At 32.8% G+C, this 13,820-nt stretch carries 13 protein-coding genes; 12 read left to right on the top strand and 1 reads right to left on the bottom strand.

Translation table 11 applies throughout. The annotated features are described in order from the left end of the window. Position 1 precedes the first annotated feature (1 nt). The 12 genes from DW1_RS15985 (at position 2) to DW1_RS14675 (ending at position 12,760) form a co-directional block, all read left to right on the top strand. Positions 2-1,279, top strand: coding sequence for a xanthine dehydrogenase family protein molybdopterin-binding subunit (locus DW1_RS15985; protein WP_074351702.1), 1,278 nt, complete (start codon positions 2-4; stop codon positions 1,277-1,279). Beyond that, positions 1,276-2,268, top strand: coding sequence for a xanthine dehydrogenase family protein molybdopterin-binding subunit (locus DW1_RS15980; RefSeq protein ID WP_074351701.1), 993 nt, complete (start codon positions 1,276-1,278; stop codon positions 2,266-2,268). The genes DW1_RS15985 and DW1_RS15980 overlap by 4 nt, the downstream gene beginning before the upstream one ends. Before the next feature lie 349 nt (positions 2,269-2,617). Beyond that, positions 2,618-4,348 (top strand): adenine deaminase, encoded by a 1,731-nt coding sequence (gene ade, locus DW1_RS14720; RefSeq protein WP_074351699.1) that lies wholly within the window; start codon positions 2,618-2,620, stop codon positions 4,346-4,348. 104 nt (positions 4,349-4,452) lie between these two features. Next, a complete protein-coding gene (locus DW1_RS14715) occupies positions 4,453-6,033 on the top strand; it encodes a methyl-accepting chemotaxis protein (protein WP_074351697.1) in 1,581 nt (526 codons plus the stop codon). A gap of 186 nt (positions 6,034-6,219) precedes the next feature. After that, complete coding sequence (locus tag DW1_RS14710) at positions 6,220-7,239, top strand: molybdopterin-binding protein (protein ID WP_074351696.1); 1,020 nt, start codon at positions 6,220-6,222, stop codon at positions 7,237-7,239. 7 nt (positions 7,240-7,246) lie between these two features. Beyond that, a complete protein-coding gene (gene yqeC / locus DW1_RS14705) occupies positions 7,247-8,005 on the top strand; it encodes a selenium cofactor biosynthesis protein YqeC (RefSeq protein WP_074351695.1) in 759 nt (252 codons plus the stop codon). 1 nt (position 8,006) lies between these two features. Continuing rightward, the gene (gene mocA / locus DW1_RS14700; RefSeq protein ID WP_074351693.1) at positions 8,007-8,600 is read left to right on the top strand and encodes a molybdenum cofactor cytidylyltransferase; all 594 of its coding nucleotides are present in this window, start codon (positions 8,007-8,009) and stop codon (positions 8,598-8,600) included. After that, the gene (gene yqeB, locus DW1_RS14695) at positions 8,593-9,393 is read left to right on the top strand and encodes a selenium-dependent molybdenum cofactor biosynthesis protein YqeB (RefSeq protein WP_347499888.1); all 801 of its coding nucleotides are present in this window, start codon (positions 8,593-8,595) and stop codon (positions 9,391-9,393) included. Before mocA ends, yqeB begins: the two co-directional genes overlap by 8 nt. A 155-nt stretch (positions 9,394-9,548) precedes the next feature. After that, entirely contained in the window at positions 9,549-10,691 is a 1,143-nt protein-coding gene (locus tag DW1_RS14690) for an aminotransferase class V-fold PLP-dependent enzyme (RefSeq protein ID WP_074351689.1), read from the top strand. Positions 10,692-10,999: 308 nt separating this feature from the next. Beyond that, complete coding sequence (locus DW1_RS14685) at positions 11,000-11,506, top strand: DUF4446 family protein (protein ID WP_074351688.1); 507 nt, start codon at positions 11,000-11,002, stop codon at positions 11,504-11,506. Positions 11,507-11,540: 34 nt separating this feature from the next. After that, entirely contained in the window at positions 11,541-12,419 is an 879-nt protein-coding gene (locus tag DW1_RS14680) for a diacylglycerol/lipid kinase family protein (RefSeq protein ID WP_074351687.1), read from the top strand. Positions 12,420-12,475: 56 nt separating this feature from the next. Beyond that, entirely contained in the window at positions 12,476-12,760 is a 285-nt protein-coding gene (locus DW1_RS14675; RefSeq protein ID WP_074351686.1) for a YkuS family protein, read from the top strand. Between the two features lie 13 nt (positions 12,761-12,773). Here the strand turns inward: DW1_RS14675 and yyaC are convergent, their stop codons facing one another. After that, a complete protein-coding gene (gene yyaC / locus DW1_RS14670; RefSeq protein ID WP_242942519.1) occupies positions 12,774-13,307 on the bottom strand; it encodes a spore protease YyaC in 534 nt (177 codons plus the stop codon). Positions 13,308-13,820 lie beyond the last annotated feature (513 nt).

Here is a 13,820-nt window from a genome sequence, read left to right as displayed (position 1 = left end):
AGTGAAACTAGATGTAGTAGGTAAAAGTGTAATTAGAGTAGATGGACTTTCTAAGGTTACAGGAAAAGCAGTATATCCCCAAGATATTTATATGGATAATATGCTATATGCTAAAACTCTAAGATCTACAAAACCTCATGCATATTTTACATTAGATTTAACTGAAGCGTTAAAAATAGAAGGTGTAGTAAGGATATTAACAGCAAAAGATGTGCCTGGTCACAATAGTCATGGAGTTTTATTTAAAGACCACGAAGTATTCTGCAATAAAAAAGTAAGAAGAATAGGAGATCCGATAGCATTAGTAGTTGCTGAGTCTGAAAAAATAGCATATGAGGCTCTCAAAGCTATTAAAGTTGAATATGAAGAAATAGAAGCATTATTTGACCCTGAAGAAGCTATGAAGGAAACAGCACCACAAATTCATGAAGGTAATAGCAATGTAGTATATCATTATAAAATTAGAAAAGGAAATGTAGAAGAAGCATTTAAAGAATGTGATGTAATAGCGGAAAACGAGTACTATGTACCAATGATTGATCATGCCTTCTTACAGCCTGAAGCTGGAGTTGCATATATGGAGGAAGATGGAACAGTAGTTGTTGCAGTTGCAACTCAATATCCTCACTTTGATCAAATAGAAGTTGCTGAAGCTTTAGGTATGCCAACAGAAAAAGTTAAAATAATCAACCCTGCTGTTGGAGGTGCTTTTGGAGGCAGGGAGGATATAACTGTACAGATTCATCTGGCAATAGCTACCAAGCTTACAGGTAGGCCTGTAAAAATAATACTATCAAGAGAAGAATCCTTTGAAGCACACTGTAAAAGACACTCGGTTAAAATGAAATATAAGACAGGTGCCACAAAAGATGGCAAACTATTAGCTATGGAAGCTACATTAATAGGAGATACAGGAGCTTATGCTTCATGGGCTATAAATGTTATGAGAAAAGCAGGAGTTCATGCTTCTGGTCCTTATGAGATACCAAATGTGAAAGTAGATAGCTATGCTGTATATACAAATAATCCTTTTGCAGGTGCTATGAGGGGCTTTGGAGCTACTCAACCACCTCTTGCTTATGAGCAACAGATGGATATATTAGCAGAAAAATTAGGTATGGATCCAATTACATTTAGATTAAAGAACATATTTAGAGTAGATTCTGAAACGGCTACGGGACAAATATTAAGTGAGAGTGTTCCTCTAGAGAGATGCATAGACGAAGTAGAGAAAAAGATGAACTTTATAGAAAGATTTAAAGGTGGTGTAGCTCAATGAAAAAGAGAGGAATAGGTTTTGCAACAATGTTTTATGGAACAGGATATGGTAATGGGTTCCCAGATGTTTCAAATGCCATTGCTGAGTTAAGAAAAGATGGCAAGGTAGCAATTTATGTTGGGGCTACAGAGGTTGGACAGGGTGCAAAGACAATAATGAGCCAGATACCTGCAGAGGTCTTAGGACTTAAAGTAGAAGATATTGTTTTTATAAATGAAGATACTAGTATTACACCTGATTCAGGAACAGCAGCAGCCAGCAGACAGACATATAATACAGGTAATGCCATAAAAAGAGCTGCAGAGTCATTAAAGCTTGATATAGTAAAAACAGCAGTAGAGATACTAGGAGTAAATAGTGATACTGGTTTAGTTGTTAAGGGAGGATATGTGTATAATAAAACTTTCCCAAGTAACAAAGTATCCTTCAAAGAAATAGCTGAAAAAATAGGTGATGAATTATTAAGAAAAGAAGCAACCTTTATAGCACATTCCACCCAAATGGATGACGAAACAGGCCAAGGCTCACCATATTGGCCATATACCTTTGGAGCATGTGGAGTAGAGGTTGAAGTCGATACAGAGACAGGATATGTTGAAATAATAAAAGCTACAGTAGCTCAAGATGTTGGTAAAGCTATAAACCCAATTCTAATTGAAGGACAAATTGATGGTGGCTTTGCAATGGGCTATGGATATGCTATATTAGAGAACTTAAATGTAGTAAAAGGACAAGTGAAAAATAACAGATTTACAAATTATTTAATACCTACAGCTATGGATATGCCAGAAGTAGATAAGATTATAGTAGAGGATCCTGAGTCCACTGGTCCATTTGGAGCAAAGGGTATAGGAGAGCCTGTGTTAGTTTATGTGGCACCGGCAATACTAAATGCAATCTACAATGCTGTAGGTGTCAGAATGACTGAAATACCAGTTACACCAGAAAAACTCTTAAAGGCTTTAAATGAACAGAATAAAGATAGATAAACAATGATTATGTAATAACATATGAACTAACTAGCATTCAGGAGAAAAATTTTTTCTTCTGAATGCATTGTTATAACCAATAAGAAAACTTTACTTTATAATCTATATAAGCAAGAACTTTTCTTCATTGAGCTTCAAGAAAAGCCTCCTTGATTTTTAATGCTCGATAGAAGCTTTTCTTATAACTAATAGTAAAGTCTTGTTTTTATGTTTTTTATTATTAAAGGTTTTCTTTTCGTCAGAGAAATTCAAAGAAGTCTCCTTAATTTCTAATATATTGATAAAAACTTTTATTTTTATTGATGTAATGAAACCATGAAAGAATATAATTGTATAAGGGGTTGATTTTATGAGATCTGAAATTAAGCAAAAAATAGACTTAGCATATGGTAGAATAAAGCCAGAGATGGTTCTTAAAAATGCTAAAATAGTAAATGTATTTTCACATGAGATTGTGGAAGGAGATGTGGCTATACATCAAGGAAAAATAGTAGGAATAGGTAACTATGTGGGTCAAAAAGAGATTGATTTAGGAGGGAAGTTTGTAGCACCAGGGCTTATTGATGGTCACGTTCATATAGAATCTTCCATGGTATCCCCTACACAGTTTGCAAGAGCAGTAGTTCCAAGAGGAACTACAACTATTATAGCAGATCCACATGAGATAGCTAATGTTAAAGGAATAGAAGGAATAAAGTATATGTTAGATTCAAGTGAAGGGTTACCATTAAATGCATATTTTATGCTTCCTTCATGTGTACCGGCAACATACTTTGAAACCTCCGGGGCTAAGCTATTAGCAGAAGATTTAGCTGAGCTTATAGATCATGAAAGAGTCTTAGGTCTAGGGGAGCTTATGAGTTATCCAGCTGTTGTTAGTGGAGATGAAGAGATTATTGATAAAATTAAGCTAGCTAGAGAACACAACAAGCTTATAGATGGTCATGGTCCTGAAATAAAGGATAAGGAATTAAATGCTTATGTAGCAGCAGGAGTATTGACAGAACATGAATGTTCTACAGTAGAAGAAATGTTAAACAGACTTAGACTTGGAATGTATATCTTAATAAGACAAGGTTCAGCAGCTAGAAACCTTAAGGAGTTAGTGAGAGGATTAAAAAGAGAAAATATGAGAAGGTGCTTATTTTGCACAGATGACAAGCATCCAGAAGATATACTATTGACAGGTCATATAGATAATAATGTTAGACTTGCAATTAAAAATGGTATTGATCCAATCTCTGCTATACAAATGGCAACCATAAATGCTGCTGAATGCTATAGGTTAAAAAATATTGGAGCCATAGCACCAGGATATAATGCGGATTTAATAGTAGTAGATGATTTAAAGAATTTTAATGTACTTCAGGTATATAAAGATGGTATAATAGTAGGTGAAAACAAAAAGCCTTTATTTGATGTAAAGGATTTTGATAACTCAAATGTCACTGATACTGTAAGAATTAAGGAAGTAAGCAAGGAAGATTTAAGGATAAGACTAGACAAGGATATAGCAAATGTTATTAGACTACTTCCTCATAATTTAGTTACTCAGAAAGTAGTTAGAAAAGTAGATGTGAAGAATGGAGAGTTTAAGAACAATAGTAAACTAGATATTCTAAAGCTTGCTGTTATTGAAAGACATAATGCTACAGGAAATGTTGGATTAGGTCTCGTTGAAGATTTTAGACTTAAGAACGGAGCAATAGCACTAACAATTGCTCACGACTCCCATAATCTGATTTCCATCGGTGATAGTGACGAAGATATGTTATTGGCAATAAAAGAAGTTGCTAGAGTTGGAGGAGGTATTGCCATAGCTTCTAAAGGAAAAGTTTTAAAGAGTCTAAATCTTCCTATAGGAGGCATCATGTCTGATGAGTCAATGGAAAATGTAAATGAAAAACTTGCTGAGATGCTAAACATAGCCTATGAGGAACTTGGGGTAAACAGAGATATAGATCCATTTATGACACTATCATTCTTAGCACTACCAGTTATTCCAGAAATCAAGGTCACTGACAAGGGGTTATTTGACGTTTCTAAGTTTGATTTTATTGATTTATCAGTAAAAGAATAAATAGCTTAGCCAAGAAGTGGGAATAATTATTTTATTCCCTCTTCATATTAGACAACGGTTAATTCAAGACAAAAAAGATTGAGTTTATTCAAGGGGGAAGAATTATGAGCAAAAGAAGTATTCTTAGCATCATAAGAACATTTATTATACTATTTATAAGTCTTAGCATATTAGTATCTTTGGTTGCATTTTTTAAAAGTTGGATTATAAGTTTGATAGCGATTATTCTCATATCATTAGCTACTGCTTTGGTATTAAATAAAATCTATGATAAGGTTATGGAGCAGATGCTTTTCTTTCTTAAAAGTATGAATAAAAATGATTTAATGATAAAGATTGATGAGAAGGTCAAAAATTCAAACAATGAAGCTATAAAAGAAATTAGAAAAATGCTTGAAGAGACTAAATCTAATTTTAAACGTCAAGTAGATATTTCTATTCAAATAGCTAATATGTCTGAGAAAATTAATGTAATTTCATGCGAGACACAGTCAGCCATGGAGGTAGTGGCTACCTCTGCAGAAGTTACATGTCAAAGTACTGAGCAGCAGCTTAATATGTTGAGTAATGTATCTGATAAAACCCATGATATTGTAAATACTCTACATAAAATAAACAAAGAAATGGAAAGCACAGCTGCATTTACTATAGATTCAATTAAAAGAGTTCAGATGGGAATAGAGGACACAACTACAGTAAAAGAGAAGATTGAAGTTACAAAAAACTTAGTAAAGAATACGGCAATAAACGTGGACAAGCTAATAGATTATTATGAAGATGTAGTCAGCATGATAGATTTAATTAATTCAATAGCAGAACAAACTAATATGCTAGCTTTAAATGCATCTATAGAGGCTGCAAGAGCAGGAGAGCACGGCAAAGGGTTTGGGGTAGTTGCTACAGAGGTGAGCAAACTCTCAAAAGAAACAAGCGAAGCATCAGCAAGAATAGAAGAAGTCATAGCTACTTTAAAAGAAGAAATATTAAATATCTCTAAGGACATGGAGAGAGAAACTGTTCATGTAGAGGAAGAGTATCGCTACATAGAAAAAACTGTGGATAGCTTTAACAAAGTACAAGAAGATCTTAAGTCCAGTGTAGAAAAGATAAATTTAATGAGTGATAACATAAAGGAAATAAGCAATAAGAGTATTGAAATTCAAAAGAACATAGATGAGGTTACAGATTTTTCAAAGGATATAACCTCAGAGATGCAGGAGACATCAGCACAAGTAGTGTTACAGAATGAGAAACTGACAACTTTAAATAATATAATCGATGAGCTCAGTAGCACCGCAGACGAAATGCAAGAGTATGTAACTACTAAAGTAATGGAAGGCAAGATGCTCAAGGATGTAAGGTATATAATAGACAGAACTAAAGGTAAGGTAATTGATAATAACTTATTAAACACATTGATAAAGGAAACTGGAGTAGATGTATTGTATATCACAGATAATAAGGGTAACGTAAAGTATAGCAACGATAAACAGTCTATTGGATTGAACTTATATGATTTAGATTCATCTTTTGAGCAGCTTAGATCAAAACAAAAATTATATGTCACAACTCCTATAAAAAGAAGAGTTGAAGACAATCAGCTATTTAAATTCCTTGCCATGTTAGATGAAAATGATATATTATATCAAGTAGGAGTATCAATCAATTCCCTATTAAAGTTTTAATTATGTAACTTTATTAGATTTAATAACTGATAAGAACAATACAGGTAGAGTTAATCCTCTACCTATTTGCCATAGCGTTATATATTTGAACATATATCGCTTCTTATTACAGCTTGGTTTTAGTCTTAAAGGAAATTGGACTGTAACTTAATTAAGAAAGAGTTTGAAAAACTAGGAGGAATAAATGTGAAAATAGTAAATGTAGAAGATGCAATTGGAATGGTGCTGGCACATGATTTAACTAAAATAGTACCAGGTCAATTTAAGGGAGCAGCATTTAAGAAGGGGCATATTATAAGACCAGAAGACATTCCTATGCTAAAAGATATGGGGAAAAACCATATAAACGTATTAGAGCTTTCAGAGAATGATTTACATGAAGATGATGCGGCTATTAGAATAGGTATGGCTATATCTGGTGAGGGAGTATATACTACACAGCCTTCAGAAGGCAAGGTAACCCTAAAGGCAAAAGAGAGAGGATTATTGAAGATAAACTTAGATGCTTTAGATGAAGTTAATGATATTGAGATGATAATCATTGCAACCCTTCATAACAATACTGTTGTAGACAAGGACCAATCAGTGGCAGGGACGAGGATAATACCTCTTTCTATTAATAAAGATAAAATAGAAACTATTGAAAAGATTTGTAAAGACTTAGGCAGCATTGTTTCTGTAAAAGAACTAAAACCTTTAAAAGCAGGTATAGTAGTCACAGGTTCAGAGGTTTATCATGGTAGAATAACTGACAAGTTTGGTCCTGTACTAGAACAAAAGGTAAGATTTTATGGAGGGACTTTGCTAGGAGTCAAATATGCTTCAGATGACATAGACATGATACAGGCTTCCATAAATGAATTAATAGGGCAAGGTGCTGATATAATTCTTACATCAGGAGGTATGTCAGTTGATGCAGATGACTTAACTCCTACAGCAATTAGAAATATATCTGATAGAGTAATCACATATGGCTCTCCAGTTCTTCCAGGGGCTATGTTCATGCTAGCTTATAAAGGAAATATTCCTATACTTGGAGTACCAGCCTGTGGCATGTATCATAAGACAACAGTTCTAGATTTGATTTTGCCTAGAATAATGACAGGAGAAGTTCTTTCAAGAAAGGAAATAACAAGGCTAGGGCATGGAGGTCTTTGTCTAAATTGTAAAGTATGCCATTATCCAGTTTGTCCATTTGGGAAGTAGAACATCTATGAGTATCATTGAATATTTTGACATAGATATTAACTCAAGGGAAATGATATCTGTAATAGGTGGAGGTGGCAAAACCACAACTATCTTTAAGCTAGCATCAGAACTGAAGGGACTAAGTAGAAGAGTTCTTATCACTACTACTACAGCAATTTATAATCCTAGTTCAGATTTATATGATAATTTGATTATATTAGAAAGTGGGCAGAATATAGACCATAATTTAGAAAAAGGGAATATTACTGTATTAGGCAGAAGTATTTCACCTGAAAATAAACTTTTAGGAGTAGACAGTAGTTTTATTGATACTATATATAGGCAAGGTTTTTTTGACTTTATATTAGTAGAGGCTGATGGTTCTAAAGAAAGACCTATAAAAGCTCCTGCAGCTCATGAACCTGTAATCCCAGACTTAACATCTAAAACCATAGGTGTTATAGGAATAGATTCGTTGGGCAAGTTAATAGATGAAGCCAATGTGCATAGACCAGAAATATTTTCTAAAGTAACTGCCAGCAGTATAGGAGATATTATAACTGAAGAGGTTATAAGTAAATTAATAGTATCAAAGGATGGTCTTTTTAAAGGTGCTCCTTCTACCAATAAGAAGTATTTATTGCTAAATAAAGCAGACAACGAGCTTCAGATGCAGAAAGCGAGGAAAATAGAAAATATCATTAGTAATAAAGGTTTTTCAATAGATGGCTTAGTAGCTGGTAGTATGGCTAATAAAAGACTTAATGATATTAAGAGGTGTTAAAATGATAACAGGCATAATAATGGCTTCAGGATTCTCTAGGAGAATGAACAGAGATAAGTTGACTCTAAACTTTGGAGGAGAGCTAGTAATAGAAAAGGTAATAAAGGCTACAAAGGAATCTAAGCTAGATGAGGTTATATTAGTTTATCAAAATGAATCTATTAGAGATTTAGGTCACAGATATAATATAAAGACAGTTTTTAATTCATCCCCTGAAAAAGGACAAAGTGAGTCTATGAAGTTAGGGATTAGAGCATCAAACTTAAATACTCGGGCTTTTATGTTCATTGTAGGGGATCAGCCTTTGCTGGACTTTAAAACAATAAATAAAATTATAGAAGTGTTTAATAATAGTGAGAAAAAAATCATAGTACCAAGCTACAACGGAAAAAAAGGAAGTCCCACAATATTTTCATCAAAATTAAGGGATAAGCTTTTAGAAGTAGAAGGAGATAAAGGTGGAAGAATAATAATTAAGGAGAATCCTCACGAAGTAGAATATGTGCCTATAGATGATTATAAAGTGGGATTAGATATAGATACTTGGGATGAATATCAACACTTAGTTGAAATGGAGATGAAAAATAATGAATGATATAGTAATAATTAGAGGTGCAGGAGACATTGCAACAGGAGTAGCACATAGACTTCATAGAAGTGGATTTAAAGTTTTACTCCTAGAAATAGAAAAGCCTACAGTCATAAGGAGAACTGTTTCATTTGCACAAGCAGTATTTGATGGACAAGTAGTAGTAGAGGATGTAAAAGCTATTAAAGTAAATAAAATAGAAGATATACATAAATGCTGGGAGGAAGAAAATATACCTATTATTATTGATGAGAAGTTAGATATCTTAAATAACATCAAGGCAGATGTATTAGTAGATGGAATACTTGCTAAAGAGAATTTAGGGACTAGTAAAGACCTAGCTCCAATTACTATAGGATTAGGACCAGGTTTTGAAGCAGGAATTGATGTGGATGTGGTTATTGAAACTAATAGGGGACATTATTTAGGTTATTTAATATTTGAAGGAACAGCAGAGCCTAATACAGGTATTCCAGGACTGATCAGTGGATATGGAAAAGAAAGAGTAGTTAAATCTCCAGCAGATGGAGTTATTAGACATGTTTCTAAAATAGGGGAACTAGTAAAAAAACAAGATGTTATCGCCTATGTAGATGATGTTCCCGTAAGAGCTACTCTTGATGGTGTTCTAAGAGGACTAATTATGGAAGGACTGGAAGTATACAAAGGATTAAAGATTGCTGATATTGATCCTAGAGGAATTATAGAACACTGCTATTCCATCTCAGAAAAAGCTAGGGCAATAGGAGGTTCAGTGCTTGAAGCTATACTATATTTTAAGAAGAAAAATAGTAAATAGAAAAAGCTACTATACTACTTAGCTGCATCATACTATAGGGGCTGTTAAGTCTTGCAAAAAAGTTAATTATTCAAGTTTTCTATCTATATAAGTATTATAATAGTATAGGTATATAATATACTATATGTATAAATTATCATTTGGGGGTGTAAACCTTGATATATTTAGATAATGCAGCAACATCTTTTCCTAAACCGGAACTGGTGTATAATGCAATGATGGAAGCCATGAGAGAATATGGAGCAAATCCTGGCAGGTCTGGTCATAAACTAGCTTTGAAGGCAGGAAGAGCTATTTATGAAACTAGAGAGCTTTTAGCAAATTTCTTTAATATAGAAGATCCTATGAGAATTATCTTTACTTCAAATGCAACTGATGGATTAAATCTTGCGATTAAAGGATTATTGAGGCCCAATGATCATGTTATAACCACATCAATGGAGCATAACTCTGTATTGAGACCTTTAAAAGCATTGGAAAATAACGGTATAGAAACTTCCATAATACAATGCGATGAAACTGGAAGTATTGATGTTAAGGATATTGAAGCTAATATTAAAACCAATACAAAGCTTATTGTAACCACACATGCATCTAATGTTACAGGAACAATATTTCCAGTAAAGGAGATTGGAAGTCTTGCCAAAAGGCATGGCATAATCTATATGGTAGATGTTGCTCAAACAGCAGGAGTATACGATATAGATGTAATAGATATGAATATCGATATATTAGCATTTCCAGGCCACAAGAGCTTACTTGGACCTCAGGGTACTGGAGGAGTTTATATAAGACAGGGTTTAGAAATATCCCAAATGAAAGAAGGGGGAACAGGAAGCCGATCTGATTCTTTAATCCAGCCTGATATTTATCCTGATAAGTTCGAAAGTGGGACTCCTAATATGCCTGGAATAGTAGGGCTAGGAGCAGGAATAAAATACATCCTTGATAAAGGTATAGAGAATATAAGAGAACATGAAAGAAAATTGGCAAAAACCTTTATAGATGGATTAAGAGAAATAGATGGTATCAAAATCTATGGACCTTGTGATATAGAAAAGCAGGCTCCAGTGATTTCAATTAATATTGGAGAAGAAGATTCTTCAGAAGTAAGCTATATATTAGACGAAGTATTTAATATTGCAGTGAGACCAGGACTACATTGTGCACCTCTTGCACACAAGACCATAAATTGTTATGAGCAAGGGTGCATCAGGTTTAGTGTGGGACCATTCAATACTCTTAATGATATAGAGACAGCTATTTTCGCAATAAAGACTATATCAAAGGAAATGTAGTGTGAAGTTAAATAAAATTTGTAATTTAAAAGCACAAGTTTGTTTACTTCCATTCAGTTGTTAAAATTTGGTTCTCGTTTAATTTCTGACAAAGATATTCAGAAAATCGAGTTATAAAGGAAAATCTTAGAGCACTAAATGGATATTGTTCATTTATGTGCTTGGTTTGAAGTTACATCAGACATGAGATTTTCTTTTATTTTTTTGCTTTCATTGTAATCAAAAATTAATTTCATAGCAGGATTTTTCATATTATAATAGAATTAAAGTAGAATACATATATAGATTATTAATGGAAAGGAGAAAACATGGAACTTATATTTAGTATTTTCACTGATTATATTACAGAAATAGTCATAGTAATGTCTTTGCTTAATTTTATATTGCTATTATTGTTCATTATAAGCAGAATCAAGATTTCTAGTATTACGAAGAAATATGATCGCTTAGTACAGGGGTCTACTACCCATTCTTTAGAAAGCATACTTTTTGAGCATATTGAAGAAATAAGAAGCACAAAAGAAGAGATTGCAGAAATTAAGAAACGCTGTGAGAATCTAGATGATAGACTACAGTTTTGTTTACAGCGAATTGGATTTATAAGATACAATGCTTTTAATGATATGGGAAGTGATTTGAGTTTTTCTGTAGCACTATTAGATGATAAGCTTAATGGATTTATCATAACTAGTATATATGGAAGAAATGAAAGTAAAACTTATGCAAAGCCAGTAGTAAAGGGCGATTCTAATTATCCACTATCAGTAGAGGAAATACAAGCTTTAGATAGAGCAAAGAAACAGATAGTATCCTAACAGACTATAAATAGGGCTGGTGATATTGTTGAAAATGTTATTTATAGTAAATCCTATAGCAGGTAGAGACAGAGCTATAAAACTGATTCCACTTATTGAAGAAAAAATGGACAAGACTAATATAAAATATAAAGTATCTATAACCAGCCAACCAAAGGAAGCAACAAGCTTAACTGTTAAAGGTTTAGAGGAAGGCTATGATAGCATAATTGCTGTAGGCGGAGATGGAACTATTAATGAAGTTGCCATGGGAATCATTCAGAAAGGATATGGAACCTTAGGTATCATACCAGGGGGAACGGGAAATGATTTAGCTAGAAGTTTGAATATTCCTTTGGATCCCGAAGAAGCTTTATATACTTTGTTAGGTGGTGAAAAAAAGCATATTGATTATGGCAGGATAAACGGTAAGTTCTTTCTAAATGTTGCTAGTATAGGCTTAGATGCAGATATAGTAAAAAGAACTGAAGATGTAAAGAAGGTTATAAGAGGGAAAATAGCTTATACAATAGGTTTAATCATTACTTTGATGGTATATAAATCTCAGAAGCTTATAGTAGAGCTTGATAATGAGACTATGGAAATAGATGCTATGCTGACTGCAGTTGCAAACGGAAAATATTATGGCGGTGGAATGAAAATATGCCCTATGGCTGTATTAGATGACGGAAGCTTTCATATAATTATTGTTAAAAAGGTAAGTAAACTTAAGCTTCTTAGATTTTTTCCTTTAGTCTTTAAGGGAACACATGTAAATTTAACTGACTTAGTTAAAGTATATAGTTCTAAAAAGGTGAAGTTAAGGTTTGATAAGGAACTATTATTAAATATAGATGGCGATGTAATTCCGGTAAAGGATGAAGTGAATTTTATAATAGATGAGCAAAAAATAGAAGTATATACAAATAAATAAGAATAAAAAAACCTCTAATGATAAAAATATATCTATAGTATATTGGAGGTTTTTTTATGAGAAAAAAGATTATAGTACAAGATGGACTTCATAACTTAAGAGATAGTTTAAGTAGTCTTGGATATGAAGTAGTTGACCTTAATAACAGTAGTGATATCGAAGCTATAGTTTATATGGCAGATGGATATGATATTGAATATCATAATAATTTAGCTAATATGAACAGTGGAATAGATATATCAAGTAATAGTGGAACTATTTTAATTAATGCAGCAGGAAAAACAACAGAAGAAATAGATAATATAATTAAAAATAAATTATATAGTCCTTTATTTGACTGACAACAAATTAGACTTAGTTAGTTGTCAGCTTTTCTTTTTGCTTGAAGAACTTCCAAAGTGAAGTGATAAAACTGGATGAAATAATATCAGCCATCTTCATAACTGTGCCTAATCTAGTATTTTGTAAAATCATGTATTCCATGAATCCACCGATATTTACGATGCCAGTTATATGCATATCCCCAACATGCGGCAGATCTTTGTTCACACCTGCCCCAGGCTTTAAAGGTCCCTTAGCTACATTAATATAACCTACTCTTTCTAATTTACCTAAACATGCATCAACAGCTATTACAAATGGATTATTATATGAAGAATATATACGGTCAATATTTTCTATAAGATTTTTAGCATGAACTGGAGCTTCTAATGTACCTAAAACATGAACATTAGAATATAATCTTGAAACATGTGAAAGCTTATATCCTATTAGAGGACCTAAACAATCTCCTGTGGATCTATCAGTTCCGATACAGAGAACTATGAGGTCATCATATGTAGCATCATAGTATTTTTTTAAATGCTCATAGATAATATCGCTGAGCATAGATTTCGCAAAAATAGAATTAGAATTTATAGACATTGCTTACCCCTCCCAAATAAGTCACTATAATAAAGACTTCTGATTTATGACAGAAGCTATCATAAATCGGGTTAAGTCATAAAGATTTAGGCAACTTGCTTAAAAGTCATAGAGGTTAAGTTCTCTATATAGAAACTCTGAAGTAGAACTTTCTTATTTATAGAGTTTTCCCAAACATGAGATATTGATACAAGCAAAGATAAAAAAAGAGGAAGATATAAATATAAATATGTGTTAGATAACATATTTATGTGGGTAAAAGTACCATTGACTAGTAGTGTATTAGTATGATACATTATCTATTACTGATATTTCTAAGGAAGAATTGGCTATCAATATATTTTGACAAAATAACAAATAATTTTCTAAAAAGCTATTGACAGAGATTAAAAAATCTGTTATATTGATAAAGTCGTCACCAAACGACAAGAAAAGTAAAAACAAAAAACTTAAAAAAACTATTGACAAGCAGATTCC

The organism is Proteiniborus sp. DW1 (assembly GCF_900095305.1).
Taxonomy (GTDB): Bacteria; Bacillota; Clostridia; order Tissierellales; family Proteiniboraceae; genus Proteiniborus.
The sequence above is the reverse complement of the archived record's forward strand: the minus strand, read 5'-3'. Positions and strand labels throughout refer to the sequence as shown.

Excerpts from the sequence above, each read along its gene's own strand:
- DW1_RS15980 (WP_074351701.1), top strand. The coding sequence starts at position 1,276 with ATGAAAAAGAGAGGAATAGGTTTTGCAACAATGTTTTATGGAACAGGA.
- ade (WP_074351699.1), top strand. The coding sequence starts at position 2,618 with ATGAGATCTGAAATTAAGCAAAAAATAGACTTAGCATATGGTAGAATA.
- DW1_RS14715 (WP_074351697.1), top strand. The coding sequence starts at position 4,453 with ATGAGCAAAAGAAGTATTCTTAGCATCATAAGAACATTTATTATACTA.
- yqeC (WP_074351695.1), top strand. The coding sequence starts at position 7,247 with ATGAGTATCATTGAATATTTTGACATAGATATTAACTCAAGGGAAATG.
- mocA (WP_074351693.1), top strand. The coding sequence starts at position 8,007 with ATGATAACAGGCATAATAATGGCTTCAGGATTCTCTAGGAGAATGAAC.
- yqeB (WP_347499888.1), top strand. The coding sequence starts at position 8,593 with ATGAATGATATAGTAATAATTAGAGGTGCAGGAGACATTGCAACAGGA.
- DW1_RS14685 (WP_074351688.1), top strand. The coding sequence starts at position 11,000 with ATGGAACTTATATTTAGTATTTTCACTGATTATATTACAGAAATAGTC.
- DW1_RS14680 (WP_074351687.1), top strand. The coding sequence starts at position 11,541 with ATGTTATTTATAGTAAATCCTATAGCAGGTAGAGACAGAGCTATAAAA.
- DW1_RS14675 (WP_074351686.1), top strand. The coding sequence starts at position 12,476 with ATGAGAAAAAAGATTATAGTACAAGATGGACTTCATAACTTAAGAGAT.
- yyaC (WP_242942519.1), bottom strand. The coding sequence starts at position 13,307 with ATGCTCAGCGATATTATCTATGAGCATTTAAAAAAATACTATGATGCT.